Here is a 19,914-nt window from a genome sequence, read left to right as displayed (position 1 = left end):
TTGGCGAAGCCTCCGGGCGAACGCAAGTGCGAGAGGCCGGCTATCCGCGGATGTTTCGGGGCGTCGCACGACGGCGCGACACCCCGGCGCGCTCAATCCTGCAGCATGCGCTTCAGAAGCTCGACCTCGTCGTTTAGGACGTTGTCCTCGCCGATCAGCTTGTCGATCTTGCGCACGGCGTGCAGCACGGTGGTGTGGTCGCGCCCGCCGAAGCGGCGGCCGATCTCGGGCAGCGAGCGCAGGGTGAGCACCTTCGACAGGTACATCGCGATCTGGCGCGGCTTGACCACGGCGGCGGTGCGCCGCTCGGACAGGATGTCGGAGCGCGAGACGTTGTAGCGCGAGGCCACCAGCTTCTGGATGTCCTCGATCTTGATGCGCTTGGGCTCGCGGTTCTTCACGAGATCGCGGATCGCCGTCTCGGCGGTCTCCATGGTCACGGCCGTGCCCGTGAGGGTGGCGTGGGCCAGGAGACGGTTCACGGCGCCTTCGAGATCGCGACCATTGGCCGTGATCGCCCGGGCGACGTAGGTGGCCACCGTCGGGGACACCTCGAAGTTCGGATGCGAGACCTGCACCGCGGCCAGGCGCGCCGAGAGGATCGAGGCGCGCAGCTGCTCGTCGAGGCTGCCGATCTCCACCACGAGGCCACCGGCCAGGCGCGAGCGCACGCGCTCCTCCAGGGCTTCGAGCTCGGTGGGCGGACGGTCCGAGGCGACGACCACCTGGCGGCCGGCATCGATCAACGCGTTGATGGTGTGGCCGAACTCGGCCTGGATCGACTTGCCCTGGATGAACTGGACGTCGTCGAGGATGAGGAGGTCGATGGCGCGCAGGCGCTCCTTGAAGGCCAGCGCGTTCTGGGTCTTCAGCGCGTTGACGAAGCCGTACATGAAGCGGTCGGCGGTGAGGTAGATCACCCGGCGGCCGGATTCCCGGGCGGCATGGCCGATGCCGTGGAGGAGGTGGGTCTTGCCCAGGCCGACGCCGGCATGGAAGTAGAGCGGGTTGTAGAGGGCACCCTGGCCGTCGTGGCGGGCGACGCGCTCGGCGGCGGCGTGGGCCAGGGCGTTCGAACGGCCGACGACGAAGCTCGCGAAGGTCAGGCGGTTGTCGAGGGGGGCGCCGTTGAGGTCGCCGCCGGCCTCGCCGCGCGGGGCCTGGGCCGACTCGCCCTCGGAGACGTTCAGGCCGTCCCCGTGCGACGGCATCGCCGAGCCGGCGGCCTGGAGGCGGGCGAGGGGGCTCGCGGCGCTGCTCGCCGTCTTCGGGACGCTGGGAACGGGGCGGGCCGCGGCGGAGGGACCCCGTACCGAGACGTCGAGGCGCGACACGGTCTCGACCTCGCTGCGGAAGGTGTTCAGCACCCGGTCGAGGTAGTGGGATTCGATCCAGCTCTTGAGGAACCGGGTGGGCACCGTGAGGCGGGCGGTTCCGTCCAGGACCTCCACCAGTTCGAGGCGGGCGAACCAGCTCGCGAACACATCCTCGCCCAATTCCGCCCGCAGGCGCCGCTTCACCCGGGCCCAGGCAGCCACCGTATCGGGACCGCTCACGCCGCTCATGCCCATCTCGGCATTGCCGGACACGCTACCGTCGACATGCATCATCGCTCTCCTCGTCCCGAGAGCGGAGGGCCGCCACCGGTACGTACGCACACTTGACTGACGTTGCGCCCCGCGAGGCATTCGCGAGACCCATATTGCCGGACCAGAGTCAACTGCCTCCGGGAAGGCTTTTGTCGATGAAGCAAGCCTATCAACAATAAGCTACGGTTCTCCTAACAACGGGACTTACGGGGATAGCTAAAATTGCAGCAATTCCGACGCGGGGTTCGGGTGCCGAGTCCAGGCGAGGCTCCCACCTTGTGTACGATTCGCCCTGGACTCGCCGTAACCGGGTATTTGTTGGTTCATCGTGACACATCGTTAAGCTACACTCGCCCTCGACAGGTCGCAACAAGACAGATTCCAGTTAGCGTTAACGCCGTGTCACCGGATCTGTCCTGATTCGGGCGTGTAAGGGGCGTTGGCTCGCATGGTCTCGGTCGCGGCGGGCGCGTGCTCCGCACAAGGGCCGCAGAAGCCGAAACGAAAAAAGCCCGGCATCGCTGCCGGGCTTTTCGCGTCTCTGCTGGAAGGATGGCTTAGGCGGCGAGCGCCTTCACCCGCGCGGCGAGGCGCGAGACCTTCCGGGAGGCGTTGTTCTTGTGCACGATGCCGTGCTGGGCGGCCCGCATGATCTCGGGCTCGGCGGCGCGGAGGGCGGTCAGCGCGTTGGACTGATCACCGGCGGCGATGGCCTCCTCGACCTTGCGGACGAAGGTGCGCATACGGCTGCGACGCGAGCGGTTGACCGCGGTGCGCTTCGCAATCTTGCGGGTCATTTTCTTGGCCGACACGGTGTTGGCCATGGGGCATCCTCGTCACGTTTGAGGCGATCGCGACGGGCCCGCGGGCTTGAGTGTCGGTGGATCGCGTGCAGGTTGTTCGGGCAATGGCGAAGCCGACGATCGCGGAGTGCGCGTCCGTCGGCGATGTGGGCTCTATAGCCACGCGTTGCCGATCCGTCAACGGAACGTCATCGTGCCGTCGTCGGTTCGGCGCCCAGGGGGGCTGTCGACGCGCCACCCGAGCGCGAGAGGAGAGCGGATGCGGAGCGAGGCGGATCGGGCGCGGATCGCGCGGCATCGACCCCAATCGGGCATGGCGACCCCGCGATTCTCGGGGCTCGCCAGTTTCATGCGCCTGCCCGTGATCGACCCGTCCGAAGCTCCGGGGCGAATCGAGATCGGCCTCATCGGCATTCCCTTCGACGGCGCGACCACCAACCGGCCCGGCGCGCGGCTCGGTCCGCGCGGCGTGCGCGAGGCCTCCACCGGCACCCGCGCCCGGAACGCCGCCACCGGCGTGGCACCCTACGACCTCGCGGCCTGCGCCGATCTCGGCGACGTTCCCGTCAATCCCGTCGACGTGGCCGCCACGGCCCGGGCCATCGAGGCCTTCTACCGGCCCCTGGCGCATGCCCGGATCGTTCCGCTCTCGGTCGGGGGCGACCACTTCGTCACCTACCCGGTGCTCCGGGCCCTCGGAGGAGCGCGTCCCGTCGGCCTGATCCACATCGATGCCCACGGCGACACCGATGACGCGCAGTACGACGGCACGCGCCTGACCCACGGCACCCCGTTCCGCCGCGCCATCGAGGACGGCGTCCTCGATCCCCGCCGGATGGTGCAGATCGGCCTGCGCGGCAGTACTGATTCGGCGGACGAGCTCGACTGGGCCCTGGCCCAGGGCGTACGCATCCTGTCGATGGAGGCGGTGATCGATCGCGGCCTGCCAGCGGTCCTGGCCGAGGCCCGCGCCGTGATCGGCCCCTTGCCAGCCTACCTGAGCTTCGACATCGACGCCCTCGATCCCGCCTATGCCCCCGGCACCGGTACGCCGGAGATGGGCGGGTTCACGGCCCGCGAGGCACTGCAGATCGTGCGCGGGTTGCGCGGCCTGGATCTCGTGGGTGCCGATGTGGTCGAGGTCGCACCGCCCCTTGATCCCTCCGGTGTGACGGCGCTCGCGGGGGCGACTCTTGCCTTCGAGATCCTCTGTCTCCTCGCCGAGGCGGTCGAGGCACGCAGATCGGGTTGAGCGAGCAGCCGACACACGGATGTCCGGCGGACCGGTCGAGAACCTTCTCGCGCTGAATCGCCGGAACGAACCGAATCGGTGCTCACCGACGAGAATGGGACGCGGGCAAGCCTGGATATTAGTCTGACAGCGGGCGTGCGCGACCTCAGGCGAGCGCAGACCCGCACCCTCCCGGGCCCGGCGCCGCATCGGACACTGGTTCGAACGGTTGACCTGAGCGGTCCCGGCGCAGAGCCTGCGCCGACCGATTCACCCGGAAGGTCTGCCGCTTGGAACCCGATCTCATACTATACCACGCCCCCCAGACGCGATCCTCCGGCGTACGCATCCTGCTCGAGGAACTCGCCGCGCCGCACACGCTGGACGTTCTGGACCTGCCGTCGGGACGGGGGCGGGAGCCCGAGTACCTGCGGATCAATCCCCTGGGGAAGGTGCCGGCCCTGCGCCACGGCGAGGCGCTGATCACCGAGCAGGCGGCGATCTACCTCTACCTGGCCGACCTGTTTCCCGAGCGGGGCCTCGCTCCGCCCATCGGCGACCCGCTGCGCGGGCCGTACCTGCGCTGGATGGTCTTCTATGGCTCGACCTTCGAGCCGGCGGTGGTCGACCGGGCACTTCAGCGCGAGCCCGGTCCGAGGGCGATGTCGCCCTACGGCGACTTCGACGCGGTGCTGGGGACGATGGTGGAGGCCCTGACGCCGGGCCCCTACCTCCTCGGCAACCGGCACTCCGCCGCCGATGTGCTCTGGGGCGCCGCTCTCAGCTGGACCACGAGCTTCAAGCTGGTGCCGGAAGAGCCCCCAATCATGGCCTACCTCGCCCGCATCAATGCCCGTCCCGCGGTCCGCAAGATCATGGCGGCCGAGGCCGCTCTCTCGGCGGAGCTGGAGGCGGCGCGGGCCTGAGCGAGGGGCCGCCCCCCTGCAAGAGAAGGGATACGGCCGGACGCTCAGCCCGGCGGCAGTGCCGCTCCGCTGCCCCGGGCCACCATCTCCTGCGGGGGAACGTCCGCCGCGAAGGCGGCGATCAGGTGAACGCCGATCACCGGGCCGAACACCAGTGTCATCATCACGGCCATGATCAGCGCGACGCTGGCGTCGCCCGGCGTGGAACGGCGTGTCCTGGGCCGGCGCGCCTTGACGCGCACGAGCTTGGAGCCATCCGCGCGGCGGAAGCTGAGGGTCCGCACGGGCGCCACGGCGACGCGCAGGCGTGGAAAGGCATTCGATAAGGTCATGGGCTCACCTCGTTCGACCGGGCCATCGGGGCCGGTCGCGGGCGAGCCGGATCAAGCGATCAGGCGCGGGTCTCGCGGAGGGCCATCGGCGGCGCGGTCCATCGACTACTGTCGCTGGGCATTGGGGTCGGGAGTTCCTGTGGAGTTGCGCGGGCGAGCGGATCTGCTGCACGTGCGAACGACGCCGAAATGATGCGGCGAGAGGTGTTAGTCAAGCCTTAACGCGCCAGCCCGCGATCGGCTCCGCGCGCTTGTCCCGAGCCTGTGGATCAGACGTCGAGGAGGTGGGCGAAACGCTGGATCAGGCGGCGGCCGACCTCGTCCTTGTCGAGGGTCGGCCAGGTCTCGACGGTGCCGTCGCGCCCGACCAGATGGACGGTGTTGGCGGTGCCGCCCATCACCCCGCCGGCCGGCGACACGTCGTTGGCGACGATGAGGTCGCAACCCTTGCGGGCGATCTTGGCGCGGGCGTTCTCGAGAACCCGGTCGGTCTCCGCCGCAAAGCCGACGACGAGGCGGGGGCGCCCGGCCGAGCGTCCCGCGATGGTGGCGAGGATGTCGGGGTTCTCGACCAGGGCGAGGGGCGCCGGCGCGGAGCCGTCCTTCTTGATCTTGGACGCGCGCGTCTCGGCCGGTCGCCAGTCGCCGACGGCGGCGGCGAAGATGGCGAGGTCGGCGGGGAGGGCGGCCTCCACTGCCGCCAGCATCGCGCGGGCGGTCTCGACCGGGACCACCTGCACACCGGGCGGGTGGGGAATCGCCACCGGCCCGGAGACCAGGATGACCGTCGCGCCGGCCGCCGCCGCGGCGGCCGCGATGGCATGGCCCTGGCGCCCGGAGGAGCGGTTGGCGAGGTAGCGCACGGGGTCGATCGGCTCGTGGGTCGGCCCGGAGGTGACGAGCACGCGCCGGCCGGCCAAGGGGCCGGACGCGGCCTCAACGGTCGCGCCGCGTCCCGCCAGGAAGCCGAAGCCCGAGGCTGGACGGGCCTCCGCCAGCATCGTCTCCACCGCGTCGGCGATCTCGGCGGGCTCGGCGAGGCGGCCGGGCCCGAACTCCGCTTCGGCCATGGCGCCTTCATTGGGACCGACGACGCGGACGCCGTCGCCGCGCAGGGTCGCGAGATTGCGCTGCGTGGCCGGGTGCTGCCACATCCGCACGTTCATCGCGGGCGCGATCAGGATCGGCAGGGTTGTGGCCAACAGCACCGTGGCGGCGAGGTCGGACGAATCGCCCGTGGCCATGCGGGCCATCAGGCTGGCGGTGGCCGGCGCGACCACGATGGCGTCCGCGTCCCGGGCAAGCTTGATGTGACCGATGTCGGCTTCCTCGGCCCGGTCGAACAGGTCCGTATGGGCGCGTTCACCGGCGAGGGCCGCCGCCGCCAGGGGCGTCACGAATTCCTGGGCCCCCTTGGTCAGGAGCGGGCGCACCTGTGCCCCGCGCTCGCGCAGGCGCCGGATCAGGTCCAGCGCCTTGTAGGCGGCGATGCCGCCCCCGATGACGAGGAGGATGCGGCGGTTCTGGAGCGGGCGGGTCATGGTCGAACCCCTCGGGAGGCGAGCCTGACGGAGCGTTGCAAGGCAGGCTACCGGAACGCCATCACCAGCGCACCGATGGCGATGCCCCACAGGGCCACCGTCGACCAGATCGCGCGCTTGCGCTCGGCCCGGGCGAAGGCGTCGAGGCGACCGGCGTCGCTGGAACCCCGCTCGTCGAGGCGCACCAGGATGCGGCGCAGGCGCTGGGCGAGGTCGGGGAGGTCCGAGACCACGTCGGTGATAGTCAGAGCGGCGCGGCCGAGGCTCTCGACACGGCCCACCGGCCCGAGGTTGCGGGCGATCCAGGAGCGCACCACGGGCTCCGCGCCGGTCCACATGTCGAGTTGCGGATCGAGCGAGCGGGCGACGCCCTCGACCACCACCATGGTCTTCTGCAGCATCACCAGTTCGGTGCGGGTGCTCATGTCGAACAGGGCGGTGATGTCGAACAGCAGGGTGAGCACCTTGGCCATCGAGATCTCGTCGGCCTTGCGCTGATGGATCGGCTCGCCGATCGCTCGGATCGCCTGGGCGAAATCCTCGACCGAATGGTGCGCCGGCACGTAGCCGGCCTCGAAATGCACCTGGGCCACGCGCTTGTAGTCGCGCAGGATGAAGCCGAGCAGGATCTCGGCGAGGAAGCGCCGCTCCATGTGCCCAAGCCGGCCCATGATGCCGAAATCGACGGCCACGAGCGTTCCGGTCGGATCGACGAACAGGTTCCCCGGATGCATGTCGGCATGGAAGAAGCCGTCCCGGATGGCGTGGCGCAGGAACGACTGGATCACGGCCCGGCCGAGGGCCTTCGGGTCGTGCCCGGCCGCCACGATGGCGGCGCGGTCGTTGAGGCGGATGCCCTCGATCCACTCGCTGGCGAGCACGTCGCGGGCGGTCAGCTCCCAATCGGGCTTCGGCACGCGGAAATCCGCGTCGTCCCGGGTGTTCTGCGCCAGCTCGGACATCGCGGCCGCTTCGAGCCGGAAGTCCATCTCCATCATCACGGAGCGGGCGAGGATCTCCACCACCTCGCGGGGGCGCAGGCGCTCGGCCTTGGGCGAGAGCACGTGGACCACGCGGGCCATGAAGCGCATGACCTGAAGGTCGCGCTGGAAGCGCTCGCGCACGCCCGGGCGCATGATCTTGATCGCCAGCACGCGCTCGGTGCCGTCGAGGTCGAGGATATGGGCCTTGTGGACCTGCGCGATCGAGGCCGCCGCGATGGGCGGGCTGAACGAGACGAAGAGATGCGCCACCGGCTTGCCGAGCGCCGCCTCGACCAAGCGGATCGCGGTCTCCTGCGGGAACGGGGGGACACGGTCCTGTAGGGTTTCGAGGTCGCGGGCCGCTGCCATGCCGACGATGTCGGGGCGGGTGGCGAGGAACTGGCCGAACTTGACGTAGCTCGGCCCGAGGCGCGTCAGGGCGCGCTGGAGCGGGCCGGCGCCGACCCCTAGGCCGGGACGCTCCAGCATCCGGCCGATCCGCAGGACGAGGCGGAGGTGCGGCGGCAACTCGGTCGGGTCGACCAGGGCGAGGGCGCCCTCGCGCGCCAGCACGAAGCCGACATGCGCGCCGCGGGCCAGGTGAACGACGGCGCCGAGCATCAGGCGGCCCGCGTCGTCACGAAACCCGCCGTCACGAGACCTTCCAGCCCGAATGGATCGCCACGATGCCGCCCGTCAGGGGCCGGTGGCTGACGTGCCGGAACCCGGCCGCCTCGATCATGCCGGCGAAACGCCCGGGGGAGGGGAACTTACGGATCGATTCTACGAGGTAGCGGTAGGAATCCGCGTCGCCGGCCACGCGCGCGCCGAGGCGCGGGATCACGTGGAACGAGTAGGCGTCGTAGATTCGGTCGAGCACCGGCAGGTCGACCTTCGAGAATTCGAGGCAGAGGAACCGGCCGCCGGGCTTCAGGACCCGGTGCGCCTCGGCGAGCGCCTTGTCGATCCGGGGTACGTTCCGAATGCCGAAGGCGATGGTGTAGGCATCGAACCGCTCCGCCGGGAGCGGCAGCGCCTCGGCATTGGCCGTGACGAAGTCGATGCGCCCGGTGAAGCGGTCCCCGGCCCGCTCGGCGCCGACGCGCAGCATGGCCTCGTTGATGTCGAGCACGGTGGAGTGCGTCGCGGGGCCGCCGGCCTCCAGGGCGCGGAACGCGATGTCGGCGGTGCCGCCGGCCACGTCGAGGTGCCGGAAGGGCCGGTTGCGCGGCGGCCGCAGCATCGAGATGAGGTGCGACTTCCAAGCGCGGTGCAGCCCACCCGACATCAGGTCGTTCATGAGGTCGTAGCGCTTGGCGACGGAGCGGAAGACGTCGTCGACGCGCCCCTGCTTCTCGTCGAGGGACACGCTTTCGAAGCCGAAATGCGTGCTCGCCTCGTCCGCGGATTGATCGACCGACCGTTTTACCGAACTCATGGACCACCCTCTCGCGGACGCTCATAGCGAAACGTGGCCGAAATCGCCATCTGCCATCCGAGCCCAGTCCCCATCGGCGACGCCGCACGTGCCCCATCGGCGATGCCGCAGCGAAGACACCGATCGAACGCATGCCCGAACTCCCGGAAGTCGAAACCGTACGGCTCGGCCTCGCCCCGGCCCTGGTGGGGTCCCGCTTCAGCCGCGTGATCCTGCGGCGTCCGAACCTGCGCTTCCCGTTCCCCGACCGCTTCGCCGAACGCCTGAAGGGTCGCACGGTCACGGACCTCGCCCGTCGGGCGAAGTACCTCGTGGCCGGTCTCGATTCGGGAGAGTCGCTGATCATGCATCTCGGCATGAGCGGGCGCTTCGACGTGGCCCTGCCGGACGGGCGCAACCTCTCGCCCGGCGATTTCTACCTCGAGGGCGCACAGGGCAACGCCAAGCACGACCATGTCGTCATGGCGATGTCGAACGGCGCCACCGTGACCTACAACGACGTCCGGCGCTTCGGTTTCATGGATCTCGTTCCGACCCCCGCCCTGGGCGAGAGCCGGCACTTCGCCGGCATGGGGATCGAACCCCTGAGCGAGGCCCTGACCGCGGACGCCGTCGCGCGCCTGTTCCGCAACAGGATCACGCCGCTGAAGGCCGCCCTCCTGGACCAGCGACTGATCGCCGGTCTCGGCAACATCTACGTCTGCGAGGCCCTTCATCGGGCGGGGCTGCACCCCGAGATGCGGGCGGGACAACTCGCCAGACCGGACGGGACGCCGACACCGAAGGCCCGGCGGCTCGCCAAGGTTATCGGTGAGGTTCTGACCGAGGCCGTGGCGGCCGGAGGATCGACCCTGCGCGATTACGCCCATACCGATGGCGGCAGCGGCGCGTTTCAACACGCGTTCCGGGTCTACGACCGGGTCGGTCACCGTTGTGGAGCGCGGGGATGTACTGGCACGATCGAGCGGATCGTCCAATCCGGGCGATCGACATTCTTTTGCGCGACTTGCCAGATCCGTCCGACAAAATAACGGGGGATGATGACGTGCCGCACCTTCGTTCGGGAAATGCTCAGACCTGGCTCGTTAAAGCTCATTTCGTAAATGGATGCGAACATGATGTCCGGCGAATGGGCATCCGGTTCTTCGGAAGACTGTCCGTCCAACTACACGATGAGCGCTTTCAGCCCGATGCAATCGGCTGGGCCCGGCACCCCGGAGGTGCCGGGCCCAGCCGGTCGGGTTCGCCGGTCCGCTGGAATTCAGGGCACGCATGTACCCCAAAGCGAGCAACGAAGCCGAGCGCCTGAGGGCGCTGCAGGATCTCGACATCCTGCAAGCGGAACCCGAACCGCATTTCGACGCCGTCTGCCGCACGGCGGCGGTCCTGTTCGGCATGCCGATCTCCTACGTCTCGCTGATCGCGGCGGACCACCAGCACTTCCTGGCCAAGTGTGGCCTCGACCTCGACGAGACGGCGCGCGAGGGCGCATTCTGCAACTACGCCATCCTGTCGGACGACGTGTTCGTGGTGGAGGATGCCTGGGCGGATCCGCGCTTTCGCGAGAGCCCCCTGGTGATCAATCCGCCGCATGTCCGGTTCTACGCGGGCGCCCCGCTCGTCGCCGAGGCCGGGTTGCGCGTCGGCATCCTCTGCGTCGTCGATCAGGTCCCGCGCCGGTTCGCACCGGAGGATCGCGCGCGGCTGCAAGATCTGGCCTCGGTCGTGGCGGCACAGCTCAGCCTGCATCGGGCGAAGGCCAAGCTGCGGGAGCGCGAGGCCCATTACCGGCTTCTCGCCGAGAACAGCTCCGACATGGTGATCTGGGCCACCCTCGACACCGTGCGCCGCTACGTCTCGCCGGCCTCACGTACCCTCCTGGGCTACGAGGCCGAGGAACTGATCGGCACCCGGCCCCTGGACCAGGTCCATCCCGCCGATGCCGAGGCGTATGGACGGCTCCTGTCCGATCTCGGCGCGGAGCGCGTCACCCGGGCGGTGTCGACCCAGCGCTACCGCCGGAAGGACGGCAACTGGATCTGGGTCGAGGTCAATTTCAACCTGACCTACGATGCCGACGGCGGGCGTGCGACCGGCTACGTGGCCGCGGCGCGCGACATCAGTGCGCGCAAGGAGGCGGAATTCCAGATCGCCCATATGGCACGGCACGACGCCCTGACGGATCTCGCGAATCGGACGCTGTTCCGCGAGCGCCTCGTCCAGGAACTCGCCGTGAGCCAGCGTCGCGGGGCCACCTTCGCCGTCCTCTGTCTCGATCTCGACCGCTTCAAGTTCGTGAACGACACCCTCGGCCACCATGCTGGCGATATCCTGCTGCGGACAGTCGCGAACCGCCTGCGCGCCCTGGTCCGGTCCGAGGACACCGTCGCGCGGATCGGAGGCGACGAGTTCATGATCATCCAGACCGGACCCGTGGTGAGCAGCAGCATCCGGACCCTGGCCCAGCGCCTGATCGAGGTCGTGTCTCAGCCGATCGACGTCGACGGCACCAGCGTCACCGTCGGCGTGAGCGTCGGCGTCGCGATGGCGCCCCAGGACGGGACCGAGGCCAACCTGTTGTGCCGGAATGCCGACCTCGCCCTGTTCCAAGCCAAGGATTCCGGGCGCAACACCTTCCGGCTCTACGAGCCCGGCATGCGCTTTGGTTCGCCCTGACGGGCGGTCACCAGCCCCGGATATCCTCCCCTGTGGGTCGGCGGCCCTGCGGCGTCAGCCCGTTGATGACCTGGGGCAGGGCCTGGGCGAGCTGCGACAGCAGGTTGTCCCGGTCCAGGCCGGTGCGCTGTTGAAGGGCGTTCACCGTGTCCGAACCGAGGGCGTCGGCGAGACGATCGGGCGCCACGGGACGATTCTCGCCGGAGCCGATCCAGGATTCCATGACGTCGCCGAGGCCCCCGCGCTGGAAGCGGTCGATCAACCCGTCGAGCCCGCTGCGGCCGTCCTGCGCCTCGTGATCGAGATGCGCGTAGGGCCCCGCACCGGCGCTGCGATCCTGAGGGGCCGAGGCACGGTCGCCTGGGCCGTCGAGCATCCCGGACAGGTCGCTGAAATCGCCTTCGCGTCCGGGCAGGGGCGAGGCGTCTTCGCCCCGATCGCGGCCGTAGCCCGGCTCCGGGCCGCGGTCCTGGCCGAAGCCGCCGATGTCGCCCCCGTCATCGCCGCGGGGCGGGCGGCCGTCATGACGGCCGCCGCCCAGGAGATCCCCGAGGCCTCCGGCACCCTTCGACATCAGCAGCATCAAGAGGGCCTGAACGATCGGCGACATCGCCCCGCCGAGCATGCCGCCATTTGAGCCGCCACTCCGCTCGGGCTCGCGCCCGCCGCCGAGCACCTGTCCGAGAACGCCGCCGATGACTTGATCGAGCAGGCCCATATGCGCTTCTCCCCTGTGTCGATGAATGGTGGCGGCCCCGCGCCGACGCCTCAGTCGCGGCGCGTTCCACCCGTGGCCGCGCGATCCTTCGCCGGAAGGTGGTCCAGCGGGTTCGTACGCGCACCCAGCTTTGCGTCCGATGCGGTGACGGCGGTCGGGGCGGAGATCGCCTTCGGCGGCGCGACCTGGCCAGTCGGCCGCTCGGCGGCGCCGGCCGCGGTGTCGCGGCCGGGCAGGGTGCCGGGCGTCGGCTGATCGTTGGGATTGGCCACCGACTGTGCCGAGGCCGGCCGCAGGCTCGCGGGCCCGACGAGCAGGCCGACGGCGCCCGAGAGGGCGAGGCCCGACAGGAACAGGGCGGTGATCGCACCGCCGGCGCGGGGCCGGAAGGCCGGGCGGCCTGCCCGGGAGCGGGGCGAGAATGGGTGGGTCACGGGACAGGCTCCGAACGGGAGGGGGCGTCTGTTGCCGAACCAAGCCCCGCCGCCGCCGATGGGTTCCGGCCCGCCGCTGGCAAACCGCCGGGGTCCCGTGCGGTCAGCCGCGCTTGCGTCCGCCCCCGCCCTTGTATTTCGGCTTCTGTCCCCCGAGCCCCTGAGTCGAGCGGGCCTTCGGGCGCTCCTGCCAGACCGGAGCGCCGACCGGCAGCTCGCGGTCGGTCCCGGGCCCCATATTGTCGAGGGTCGGCTTGGAAATGCGGCTCTGCTTGGCGCCGAAGCGCCCCGCCTCCCGCTCCACGTCGCCCTGGCGGGCCATGGGATCGTCCGATACCAGCAACTCCGTGGCCTGCAGGCGTTTCAGTTCGTCGCGCAGGCGCGCGGCTTCCTCGAAGTCGAGATCGGCGGCCGCCGTGCGCATCCGCTTCTCCAGGTCGGCCATGACCGCCTTGAGGTTGTGGCCGATGGTGACGGCGTTCTTGGCGAGCCCCGTATCGACCTGGACGTGGTCGCGCTCGAAGACGCTGTCGAGGATGTCGGCGATGCCGCGCTTCACGCTCTGGGGCGTGATGCCGTGCTCCACATTGTAGGCGAGCTGCTTGGTCCGGCGGCGCTCGGTCTCGGCCATCGCCCGCTCCATCGAGCCGGTGATGTTGTCCGCATAGAGAATGCAGCGCGCGTCGGCGTTGCGGGCCGCGCGGCCGATGGTCTGAACCAGCGAGGTTTCCGAACGCAGGAAGCCCTCCTTGTCGGCATCCAGGATGGCCACCAGGGCGCATTCCGGAATGTCGAGGCCCTCGCGCAGGAGGTTGATGCCGATCAGCACGTCGAAGGCCCCGAGCCGCAGGTCGCGGATGATCTCGATGCGCTCCAGGGTATCGATGTCGGAGTGCATGTAGCGCACGCGCACGCTGTTCTCGTGCAGGTACTCGGTCAGGTCCTCGGCCATGCGCTTGGTCAGCGTCGTCACCAGGGTGCGGTATCCGGCCTGCGCCACCTCGCGGACTTCGCCCAGGAGATCGTCGACCTGGGAGCGGGCGGGTCGGATCTCGATCACCGGGTCGACGAGGCCGGTGGGGCGGATGACCTGCTCGGCGAAGACGCCGCCGGTCTGCTCCATCTCCCACTTGGCCGGCGTGGCCGAGACGTGGATCGATTGCGGTCGCATCGCGTCCCATTCCTCGAACCGCAGCGGGCGGTTGTCGAGGCAGGAGGGCAGGCGGAAGCCGTACTCGGCCAGGGTCGCCTTGCGTCGGAAGTCGCCCTTGTACATGCCGCCGATCTGAGGAACCGTGACGTGGCTCTCGTCAGTGAAGACCAGGGCGTTGTCCGGCAGGTACTCGAACAGGGTCGGCGGTGGTTCGCCGGGCTTGCGCCCCGTGAGGTAGCGCGAATAATTCTCGATGCCGTTGCAGGCGCCGGTGGCCTCGATCATCTCGATGTCGAAGGTGCAGCGCTGCTCGATGCGCTGCGCCTCGATCAGGCGGCCCATCTTTGTCAGCTCGTCGACCCGCAGCTTGAGCTCGGTCTTGATGCCCTTGATCGCCTGCTGGAGCGTCGGGCGCGGCGTCACGTAGTGCGAATTGGCGTAGACCTTCACGAACTTGAGGTCGTTGATCTTCTTGCCCGTGAGGGGATCGAACTCGGTGATGGATTCGATCTCGTCGCCGAACAGGCCGATGCGCCAGCCGCGGTCTTCCAGGTGGGCGGGCCAGAGTTCGATCACGTCGCCGCGCACCCGGAAGGTGCCGCGGGCGAAGTCCGACTGGATGCGCTTGTACTGGAGCGCCACGAGGTCGGCGATGAGCTGGCGCTGCTCGATCTTCTCCTCAAGCGACACCGTGAACGACATCGCCGTGTAGGTCTCGACCGAGCCGATGCCGTAGATGCACGAGACCGAGGCGACGATGATGACGTCGTCGCGCTCCAGCAGGGCGCGGGTGGCGGCGTGGCGCATCCGGTCGATCTGTTCGTTGATCGACGATTCTTTCTCAATGAAGGTGTCCGAGCGCGGCACGTAGGCCTCGGGCTGGTAGTAATCGTAGTACGAGACGAAATACTCCACCGCGTTGTCAGGGAAGAAGCTCTTGAACTCGCCATAGAGCTGCGCCGCCAGGGTCTTGTTCGGCGCGAGGATCAGGGCCGGCCGCTGGGTCGCCTCGATGATCTTCGCCATGGTGAAGGTCTTGCCCGAGCCGGTGACGCCGAGCAGCACCTGATCGCGCTCGGCTTTCTTCACGCCGTCCACCAGCTCGGCGATGGCACGGGGCTGATCGCCGGCCGGCTCGAACTCCGATTTGAGCGTGAAGGCGAGACCGCCCTCGGACTTCTTCGGCCGATCCGGCCGGTGGGGCACCCAGGTCTGGCCATCCCGGAACAGCGGGTTGCCTTCGGTGAGCAGGCGCGACAGCGCGTCCACGGTGGCCGAGACGCCGTCCGCGGCCAGCGAGGTCTCCTCATCATCCGCCGGCTCGACCGCCCCCAGGCCCTCCGGAACCGGTCCGTCCTCCGGCGCGCGCAGGCCCAGGGCCTGGGCGAGGCGCGGATCGACGTCGGCTGCTTCGCCATGGGCGAAGGTCGCCTGCGCGGCCTCGCCGAAGCCCATGCCGGAGGCCTTGTCCGGGACGATCGCCGGGGCATTGCTGGAAGCCGAGAGCGCCTGGCCCGAAGCCGCGGGCGCCTGGTTGGAAGCCGCGGGCGCCTTGGCACGTCCGCGCGGCGGCTTCGGCTGGCCCGGACGGGCCGGGGCCGGCGGCGCGACCGGCGGCAGGCGGTTCCGGTTCAGGGCCGGGCTGAGGAGGGCCGCCAGGTGCTCGTCGAGGGGCTGGAGCTCGGGCTTCGACGCCTTGGAATTCGGCGTCCTCGGTGCGGACGCCTTCGTTCCGGAAGCCTTTGCCCCCGCGGCCTTGGGGCCAGCGCCCTCGGCGCCCGCACGCTTGCCGTCCGAGCCCTTGCTGTCCGAGCCCTTGGAATTCCCGACATTCGTGGTCAGAACCTCCGCGTCGGGAGCTGGGTCGGACGCAGCGCGTGGCTTCTTCGGAGTCGGCATGGTGCAAGTATGGTTTCTACCGGCCGCTTGGAAAAGGGTCCGCAGCGGCCGGATGCTGCGCGCCCGTCGCTCCGCCGAGGCCGGAAACACCGCACGCGGCGATTTATCGCGCCTCGCCTGCGTGCCCGCCATCCTCGCCATGGCAACGCGGCCGAGCGCGATCCTGATCCTCTGCGATGAACTCGTTCCCGGACTCGAACCGTTCGGACGCCGCTTCATCCAGGCGCCGATCTGTCTCGTCACCGCCAATCCCGATCTTGCGACCCGGGCTCCGGGCGATGTCACCGTGGCATGCGGCCGCCTGGACGATCGGCGCTGGCTGCGCGGGCTGGCACGCTTTCACGGCCCGAGCCTGATCGTTGACCATCGTCGCTGTTCCGAGGCCGAGCGGGCTTTCGCTTTCGCCGTCCTCTATCCCATGCTGGCCCGGGGCGGCGTCTACGCGGTGCCGGAGCGCACGGGATTCCGGGCGCGCCTGCCCGCCCTGAACCCGTCGGCGCGCCTCCTCGACCAGCGGCTCGCGGCCCTGGGCGGAGGGGGCCGACGCCACGGCGGGTACCGGATGGTGGGCAAGCCGGATGCCGCTCCCGCTTCGATCCGCCTCCGGCCCGCGGCCGAGATCCCGGCCCCCTCGGCGATCTCCATCGATGCGCCGCCGTATCGGCGGGCCCTCGCCGAACTGGTCGGGGCGCCGCCGCGGATCGCCGACTTCGCGGCGCGGTTCTCCGGCTCCGAGGCCGTGCCCCCCGGGGCACGCGTCTACCGATTCCGGGATGCCCGCGTCTTCGGGTTCGCACTGGTTCAGGTGGGCGATGCCCTGGTCGAGGAGAGCCTCATCAACCGCGATCGCGGCGATTATCTCGGCGCCCTGACGCTGGCGCCCGACGGAACGGGTTCGGTTCACCACACTCTCCCCCATCCGCGCCGGGTGTCCGGCCGCACGGTGCATCTCTGGCAGCTCTGGGCCGAGAATTACGGGCACTGGCTCATCGAGTGCCTGCCCCGTCTCCACGTCGCCGCCCGCGCCGGTCTGCTCGACGGCGCCAAGGTCACCGTTCACGCCATTCCGGCGATGGAAACGGTCTACCGGGACTCCCTGGCGGCCCTGGGCATCGGCGCGGATCGGATCGTCTGGCTCACGCAGCGCGAGGTCGTGTTCGCGGAACTGGTCTATCCGACCCCGATCACCCGGCAGCCGATCACCAAGTCGCCCCTCGTCATCGACTCCGCGCGGGAGATCCGCCAGCGGATCGGCCCCCCGCCCGAGCCGCTGGCGGAGCGGATCTACGTCAGCCGCAACCGCAACGCGCGGCGGCGCCTCGTCAACGAGGCGGAGGTGATCGCCGTGCTGGCGGAGCGCGGCTACCGAACCGTTCATCCGGAGACAGAGTGTTTCGCGCGCCAGGTCCAGATCTTCGCCGCCGCACGCTTCGTCATCGGCGGGATGGGGGCCGCCCTCAGCAACCTCGCCTTCGCCGAGCCCGGCGTGCGCTGCCTGATGCTGACCAACCAGGACATGCTCGACGACTTCTTCCTCGATCTCATCGGCCTCGTGCGCGGCACCTACGTCTGCATCCACGGCAGCAGCGCCGCACCGGATCTCGGGATGCAGTCCGACTACGCGATTCCGATCGACATCCTGCGAGAGACCCTCGATCGCCACGGGTTCTGACGGCGGCCGCAAAGAATCCGCCCCTCCGTTCCTCGACACCTGCGCCCGCGGAGCTAGGTTGCGCGCAGGACCGCCGCCGCATCGCGCCCCAGACCGGACAGACCGATGGATCCCGAGACTTCTTCGACAGGCGAGACGTCGCCGAAACCCGAGCTCGACGCCGACACCCTGGCCTTCGCCGCTCGGGTCTTCCAGTACGCCCGCATGGGGCACGCGGAGGATCTCGCGACACTGTTCGGGCAGGGCCTGCCGGCGAACCTGCGCAACGACAAGGGCGACAGCCTCCTGATGCTTGCCGCCTATAACGGGCAGGCCGAGGCGACGCGGGTGATCCTGGAGGCGGGCGGCGACCCCGAACTCGCCAACGGCCGGGGCCAGACGCCGCTGGCCGGCGCCGCCTTCAAGGGTGACATGGCCATCGCCGGCCTGCTCCTCGCCCACGGCGCCCAGGTCGACGGCACGGGGACGGGGAGCCGGACCGCCCTGATGACCGCGGCGATGTTCAACCGCACCGAGATGGTCGCGTTGCTCCTCGCCCACGGCGCCGATCCGGATGCCCGGGACAGCTCGGGGCTCACCGCCGCCGCCCTGGCGGGCTCCATGGGCGCCGCCGACACGCCCGCGCAGCTCGCCGGGGCCGGACGCCCGGGCGCAACGGGCTGATCGGAACCGTTCCCGTCCCAGAATCCGCTGCGGATCGCCCGGCCACGGGGCGACCGAGGTGAGGAATGCTCATGCCGAACACGTTTCGCCGCGGACTCACCGCCCTCATTCTCGCGAGCCTGCCCGGAACGGCCCTGTCGGCCGACGACTGGCCGATGTTCGGTCGCGACCACACCAACCAGCACTTCTCGCCGCTCACCGGGATTGACCGGGGCAACGTGAAGGCCCTGCGCCCGGCCTGGATCTTCCAGACCGGCATCACCGGCTACTTCCAGGCGGAACCCGTGATGGTGGACGGGACGCTCTACGTCTCGACCACCCAGAACCACGTCGCCGCCCTCGATGCGCGCAGCGGACGGGTGCTGTGGACCTACACCCACAAGGCGCGCACGGAGAAGATCTTCGGGCCGCCCTCGAACCGGGGCGTGGCCGTCTCCGGCGGCAAGGTCTTCGAGGCGACCATGGACGGGCGGATCATCGCCCTCGACGCGGCCACCGGAAAGGTCCTGTGGGACCACGAGGCGGTGCGCCCGGAGGAGGGGGAATCGGAGACCGCCTCGGCCCTGGCGGACACGCTCGGGGCCGGCACGGTCCAGGGGTCGAGCCGCCTCGGCTTCAAGATGCCGCCCCTGGTGGCCGACGGCCTCGTCATCGTCGGCGTCGCCGGCGCCGGCTACGGCCTGCACGTGGAAGACGCCAAGGGCGGCCTCGACGGCGGCGCGGTGGTGGGCATCGAAGGCGGCTACGGCCGCCGCGGCTGGCTCGCGGCCTACGACGCCGCCACGGGGGCCGAGCGCTGGCGCTGGTACGTGACCAAGTCGGACGGCTGGGAGGGCGCCTTCTCGGCGACCACGCCCGACGGGGTGCCGCTGCACCGGGACATCGCCGCCGAGAAGGCCGCCGCCCCGGCCCACCCGGAAGCCTGGCGGGTCGGGGGCGGCTCGCTCTGGATGACGCCGGCCTACGACCGGGATCTCGGGTTGATCTACGTCGGCACCGGCAATCCGGCGCCGCAGAATTTCGGCCTCTCGCGCCCGGGCGACAACCTCTACACCATGAGCCTCGTCGCCCTCGACGTCCGTACGGGGCAGTTGCGCTGGTACTATCAGCAGGTCCCGCACGACGAGTGGGGCTACGACGTGGCGAGCCCGCCCTTCCTACTCGACCAGCCGACGCCGCAGGGCCCGGTCAAGGCCGTGGCTCAGGGCTCGAAGACCGGCTGGCTCTACGTCCACGACCGCATGACGGGGAAGCTTCTGGCGAAGTCCGAGCCGCTGATCGCCCAGAAGAACCTCTACGCGCCCCCGACCGAAACCGGAACGGTGGTCAGTCCCGGACCGCTCGGGGCGATCTCCTGGCATCCGGTGGCCTACGATGCGCAGCGAGGGACCGCCTTCGCCCAGGTCCGGCACGGAGCGACCACCTACGTGGTCCGAACGGTCCCCGCCTCGGGCGACCGGCCGGCGATCCGCTACACCGAGACCACCGAGGCCAAGGGCGAACCGAGCTTCAGCACCCTGACGGCGGTGGACCTCGCCCGGGGCGGCGCGATCAAGTGGACGGTGAAGGGCGGCAGCCGGCTCTCCGGCGGCACGCTGGCCACCGCCTCGGGCCTCGTCTTCTCCGGTGAGGAGGACGGCCATCTCGACGCCCACGATGCCGAGACCGGTGCGATCCTGTGGCGCTTCCAGTGCGGCGCCGGCATCGGCGGCCCGCCCATCACCTACGCCCTCGACGGCCGGCAGTACGTCGCGGTGGCGGCCGGCGGCGCCTCCTTCACCAAGGGGTCCGGCTTCGGCACCGGCGACGCCCTCGTGATCTTCGCACTGCCGGATTGAGAACCTGGCCGCTCCACG

General features: G+C 70.0%; 16 protein-coding genes. 7 read left to right on the top strand and 9 right to left on the bottom strand.

The window, feature by feature from the left end; all coding sequences use genetic code 11:
• Nucleotides 1-92 precede the first annotated feature (92 nt).
• Nucleotides 93-1,607: a chromosomal replication initiator protein DnaA gene (gene dnaA, locus ASF41_RS10130; protein ID WP_056223003.1), complete on the bottom strand. Its 1,515-nt coding sequence runs from the start codon at nucleotides 1,605-1,607 to the stop codon at nucleotides 93-95.
• 539 nt (nucleotides 1,608-2,146) lie between these two features.
• Nucleotides 2,147-2,413, bottom strand: a complete 267-nt coding sequence (rpsT, locus tag ASF41_RS10125; RefSeq protein WP_055951936.1) for a 30S ribosomal protein S20 — start codon at nucleotides 2,411-2,413, stop codon at nucleotides 2,147-2,149.
• A gap of 238 nt (nucleotides 2,414-2,651) precedes the next feature.
• Between rpsT and speB the strand changes: the two genes are divergently transcribed.
• Together speB and ASF41_RS10115 are read left to right on the top strand one after the other, a co-directional pair.
• A complete protein-coding gene (gene speB, locus ASF41_RS10120; protein ID WP_056492883.1) occupies nucleotides 2,652-3,644 on the top strand; it encodes an agmatinase in 993 nt (330 codons plus the stop codon).
• A gap of 269 nt (nucleotides 3,645-3,913) precedes the next feature.
• The gene (locus ASF41_RS10115) at nucleotides 3,914-4,549 is read left to right on the top strand and encodes a glutathione S-transferase family protein (protein ID WP_056492880.1); all 636 of its coding nucleotides are present in this window, start codon (nucleotides 3,914-3,916) and stop codon (nucleotides 4,547-4,549) included.
• Between the two features lie 44 nt (nucleotides 4,550-4,593).
• Here ASF41_RS10115 and ASF41_RS10110 read toward each other — a convergent pair whose 3' ends face one another.
• The 4 genes from ASF41_RS10110 to ubiE form a co-directional block, all read right to left on the bottom strand.
• On the bottom strand, nucleotides 4,594-4,881 hold the full coding sequence (locus ASF41_RS10110; protein WP_244472648.1) for a hypothetical protein: 288 nt from the start codon (nucleotides 4,879-4,881) through the stop codon (nucleotides 4,594-4,596).
• Between the two features lie 269 nt (nucleotides 4,882-5,150).
• Nucleotides 5,151-6,422, bottom strand: a complete 1,272-nt coding sequence (coaBC, locus tag ASF41_RS10105; protein WP_056492878.1) for a bifunctional phosphopantothenoylcysteine decarboxylase/phosphopantothenate--cysteine ligase CoaBC — start codon at nucleotides 6,420-6,422, stop codon at nucleotides 5,151-5,153.
• Between the two features lie 47 nt (nucleotides 6,423-6,469).
• Nucleotides 6,470-8,026, bottom strand: a complete 1,557-nt coding sequence (ubiB, locus tag ASF41_RS10100) for a 2-polyprenylphenol 6-hydroxylase (RefSeq protein ID WP_056274768.1) — start codon at nucleotides 8,024-8,026, stop codon at nucleotides 6,470-6,472.
• A gap of 31 nt (nucleotides 8,027-8,057) precedes the next feature.
• On the bottom strand, nucleotides 8,058-8,843 hold the full coding sequence (gene ubiE / locus ASF41_RS10095; RefSeq protein ID WP_056492875.1) for a bifunctional demethylmenaquinone methyltransferase/2-methoxy-6-polyprenyl-1,4-benzoquinol methylase UbiE: 786 nt from the start codon (nucleotides 8,841-8,843) through the stop codon (nucleotides 8,058-8,060).
• Between the two features lie 131 nt (nucleotides 8,844-8,974).
• Here ubiE and mutM point away from each other — a divergent pair, with 131 nt between their 5' ends.
• Complete coding sequence (mutM, locus tag ASF41_RS10090; RefSeq protein WP_056492871.1) at nucleotides 8,975-9,874, top strand: bifunctional DNA-formamidopyrimidine glycosylase/DNA-(apurinic or apyrimidinic site) lyase; 900 nt, start codon at nucleotides 8,975-8,977, stop codon at nucleotides 9,872-9,874.
• A 241-nt stretch (nucleotides 9,875-10,115) separates the two neighbouring features.
• Nucleotides 10,116-11,519 (top strand): sensor domain-containing diguanylate cyclase, encoded by a 1,404-nt coding sequence (locus ASF41_RS10085; RefSeq protein ID WP_082504245.1) that lies wholly within the window; start codon nucleotides 10,116-10,118, stop codon nucleotides 11,517-11,519.
• Nucleotides 11,520-11,526: 7 nt separating this feature from the next.
• Here the strand turns inward: ASF41_RS10085 and ASF41_RS10080 are convergent, their stop codons facing one another.
• The 3 genes from ASF41_RS10080 to uvrB form a co-directional block, all read right to left on the bottom strand.
• Nucleotides 11,527-12,237, bottom strand: a complete 711-nt coding sequence (locus ASF41_RS10080) for a YidB family protein (RefSeq protein WP_056492868.1) — start codon at nucleotides 12,235-12,237, stop codon at nucleotides 11,527-11,529.
• A 50-nt stretch (nucleotides 12,238-12,287) separates the two neighbouring features.
• Nucleotides 12,288-12,671 (bottom strand): hypothetical protein, encoded by a 384-nt coding sequence (locus ASF41_RS10075; protein ID WP_348271628.1) that lies wholly within the window; start codon nucleotides 12,669-12,671, stop codon nucleotides 12,288-12,290.
• A gap of 103 nt (nucleotides 12,672-12,774) precedes the next feature.
• Nucleotides 12,775-15,723: an excinuclease ABC subunit UvrB gene (gene uvrB / locus ASF41_RS10070; protein WP_244479612.1), complete on the bottom strand. Its 2,949-nt coding sequence runs from the start codon at nucleotides 15,721-15,723 to the stop codon at nucleotides 12,775-12,777.
• A gap of 52 nt (nucleotides 15,724-15,775) precedes the next feature.
• Between uvrB and ASF41_RS10065 the strand changes: the two genes are divergently transcribed.
• The 3 genes from ASF41_RS10065 (at nucleotide 15,776) to ASF41_RS10055 (ending at nucleotide 19,896) form a co-directional block, all read left to right on the top strand.
• Entirely contained in the window at nucleotides 15,776-17,395 is a 1,620-nt protein-coding gene (locus tag ASF41_RS10065) for a glycosyltransferase family 61 protein (protein ID WP_056492865.1), read from the top strand.
• 105 nt (nucleotides 17,396-17,500) lie between these two features.
• On the top strand, nucleotides 17,501-18,058 hold the full coding sequence (locus ASF41_RS10060) for an ankyrin repeat domain-containing protein (protein ID WP_056492863.1): 558 nt from the start codon (nucleotides 17,501-17,503) through the stop codon (nucleotides 18,056-18,058).
• A 71-nt stretch (nucleotides 18,059-18,129) separates the two neighbouring features.
• On the top strand, nucleotides 18,130-19,896 hold the full coding sequence (locus ASF41_RS10055; protein WP_056493039.1) for a PQQ-binding-like beta-propeller repeat protein: 1,767 nt from the start codon (nucleotides 18,130-18,132) through the stop codon (nucleotides 19,894-19,896).
• Nucleotides 19,897-19,914: the final 18 nt, after the last annotated feature.

It is taken from the genome of Methylobacterium sp. Leaf111 (genome assembly GCF_001423285.1).
Lineage (GTDB): Bacteria > Pseudomonadota > Alphaproteobacteria > Rhizobiales > Beijerinckiaceae > Methylobacterium.
The sequence above is the reverse complement of the archived record's forward strand: the minus strand, read 5'-3'. Positions and strand labels throughout refer to the sequence as shown.